The sequence below is a fragment of the Streptomyces sp. WAC05292 genome (assembly GCF_003949955.1).
Taxonomy (GTDB): Bacteria; Actinomycetota; Actinomycetes; order Streptomycetales; family Streptomycetaceae; genus Streptomyces; species Streptomyces globosus.
Genome location: NZ_RPSE01000598.1, coordinates 1 through 2,577 on the forward strand (window position 1 = coordinate 1; position 2,577 = coordinate 2,577).

Here is a 2,577-nt window from a genome sequence, read left to right on the forward strand (position 1 = left end):
CACCTGCAAGGAGCCGTACCCCATGACGTCCACGGTGCCCACCACCGCCGTCCCGCACAGCGACGGCCAGCCGCCGATCACCATGTTCGGCCCGGACTTCCCGTACGCGTACGACGACTTCCTCGCCCACCCGGCGGGCCTGGGCCAGATACCGGCGACCGAGCACGGCACCGAGGTCGCGATCATCGGCGGCGGCCTGTCCGGCATCATCTCGGCCTACGAGCTGATGAAGATGGGCCTCAAGCCCGTCGTGTACGAGGCCGACCAGATCGGCGGCCGCCTGCGCACCGTCGGCTTCGAGGGCCCGGGCACCGAGGGCCTCACCGCGGAGATGGGCGCCATGCGCTTCCCGCCCTCCTCCACCGCCCTGCAGCACTACATCGACCTCGTCGGCCTGGAGACCCAGCCCTTCCCGAACCCGCTCGCCGAGGCCACCCCCTCGACGGTCGTCGACCTCAAGGGCGAGACCCACTACGCCGAGACGATCGCCGACCTCCCGCAGATCTACCGGGACGTCGCCGACGCGTGGAACGCCTGCCTCGAAGAGGGCGCCGACTTCTCCGACATGAACACCGCGATGCGCGAGCGGGACGTCCCGCGCATCCGGGAGATCTGGGCCAAGCTCGTCGAGAAGCTCGACAACCAGACCTTCTACGGCTACCTGTGCGAGTCGGAGGCCTTCAAGTCCTTCCGCAAGCGCGAGATCTTCGGCCAGGTCGGCTTCGGCACCGGCGGCTGGGACACCGACTTCCCGAACTCCATCCTGGAGATCCTCCGCGTCGTCTACACCGAGGCGGACGACCACCACCGCGGCATCGTCGGCGGCTCCCAGCAGCTGCCGCTGCGCCTGTGGGAGCGCGAGCCGGAGAAGATCGTCCACTGGGCGCAGGGCACCTCCCTGTCCTCCCTGCACGACGGCACCCCGCGCCCGGCGGTGACCCGCCTGCACCGCACCGCCGGCAACCGCATCACCGTCACCGACGCCTCCGGCGACATCCGCACCTACCGCGCCGCGATCTTCACGGCGCAGTCCTGGATGCTGCTCTCCAAGATCGCGTGCGACGACTCGCTGTTCCCGATCGACCACTGGACGGCGATCGAGCGCACGCACTACATGGAGTCCTCCAAGCTCTTCATCCCCGTCGACCGCCCGTTCTGGCTCGACAAGGACGAGGAGACCGGCCGCGACACGATGTCGATGACGCTGACGGACCGCATGACCCGCGGCACCTACCTGCTGGACAACGGCCCCGACCAGCCGGCCGTCATCTGCCTGTCGTACACCTGGTGCGACGACAGCCTGAAGTGGCTGCCGCTGTCCGCGAACGAGCGGATGGAGGTCATGCTGAAGTCCCTCGGCGAGATCTACCCGAAGGTCGACATCCGCCGCCACATCATCGGCAACCCGGTGACGGTCTCCTGGGAGAACGAGCCCTACTTCATGGGCGCGTTCAAGGCGAACCTGCCCGGCCACTACCGCTACCAGCGCCGCCTGTTCACCCACTTCATGCAGGACCGCCTGCCCGAGGACAAGCGCGGCATCTTCCTCGCCGGCGACGACATCTCCTGGACGGCCGGCTGGGCCGAGGGCGCCGTGCAGACGGCCCTGAACGCCGTCTGGGGCGTCATGCACCACCTCGGCGGCGAGACCGACGCCACCAACCCGGGCCCGGGCGACGTCTACGACGAGATCGCCCCGGTCGAGCTGCCGGAGGACTGACCTCCCGGCTCCCCGTGACCACGGGCCGCCCCCGCGTGCACAGCGCGGCGGCGGCCCGTTCTCATGCCCGGCCCGTCGGGGTCAGCAGGCAGCGGCCGACCAGGCCGACGCCGGCGTCCAGCGACTCGGCGAACTCCTCGGCGAGGTCGGGGGTGCGGCGCAGGCGCCACAGCAGGCGGGCCGCCGACCAGGCGGCGCCGCGGGCGCGCTCCAGGCTCCACGAGCCGAGCAGGTGGGTCAGCGGGTCGGCGACCTCCAGCAGGTCCGGCCCGGGCATCAGGTCCTCCCGGATGCGCTCCTCCAGGCAGACCAGCGTGTCGCCGACCCGGTCGAAGTCCGCCTCCAGCGCCCGCGGTTCGCAGCCCAGCGCCCGGCACGCGGACACCACCGCCAGCGCGAGGTCGTGGCCGATGTGGGCGTTGATCCCGGCCAGGGCGTGCTGGAGCGGGCGCACCCCGGGGTGGCGGCGGTACTGCAGCAGAGGCCGCCAGCAGGCCGGGGCCCGCTCCGACTCCACAGCCGCCAGGTACCGCTCGGCGAACCGGACGCTCAGCGTCTCCGCCTGCCGGGGCGCCGGGAACTCCCCGCGGCGGATGCGCTCGTCCAGCGTCTCCGTCACCGTCAGGTAGACCCGGTTGAAGACGGCGACGCCGTCCCGCGGGGGGAGCCGCTCGTCCAGGGCGCGCATCCGCGCGAGCACCGCTTCCATGGAGGGAGGGTGACAGGCAGCGGCGCGCGAGCGGGGGACTTGGCCGTGTCCTTCCCCGGTTCGGGCGAACGCGGCGCACGGGGGCGGGGGTTCGGGGTGGGAGCCGCCGCCCCCGTGCGCCGCGTTCGCCCGAACCGGGGAAGGACAC

General features: G+C 71.8%; 2 protein-coding genes. One reads left to right on the forward strand and one right to left on the reverse strand.

Annotated features, from left to right (window positions below; genetic code table 11):
* The first annotated feature begins 22 nt into the window (after positions 1 to 22).
* Positions 23 to 1,720, forward strand: a complete 1,698-nt coding sequence (locus EF903_RS31425; protein ID WP_125548378.1) for an NAD(P)/FAD-dependent oxidoreductase — start codon at positions 23 to 25, stop codon at positions 1,718 to 1,720.
* A 61-nt stretch (positions 1,721 to 1,781) separates the two neighbouring features.
* Here EF903_RS31425 and EF903_RS31430 read toward each other — a convergent pair whose 3' ends face one another.
* The gene (locus tag EF903_RS31430) at positions 1,782 to 2,429 is read right to left on the reverse strand and encodes a DUF5995 family protein (RefSeq protein ID WP_125548379.1); all 648 of its coding nucleotides are present in this window, start codon (positions 2,427 to 2,429) and stop codon (positions 1,782 to 1,784) included.
* Positions 2,430 to 2,577 lie beyond the last annotated feature (148 nt).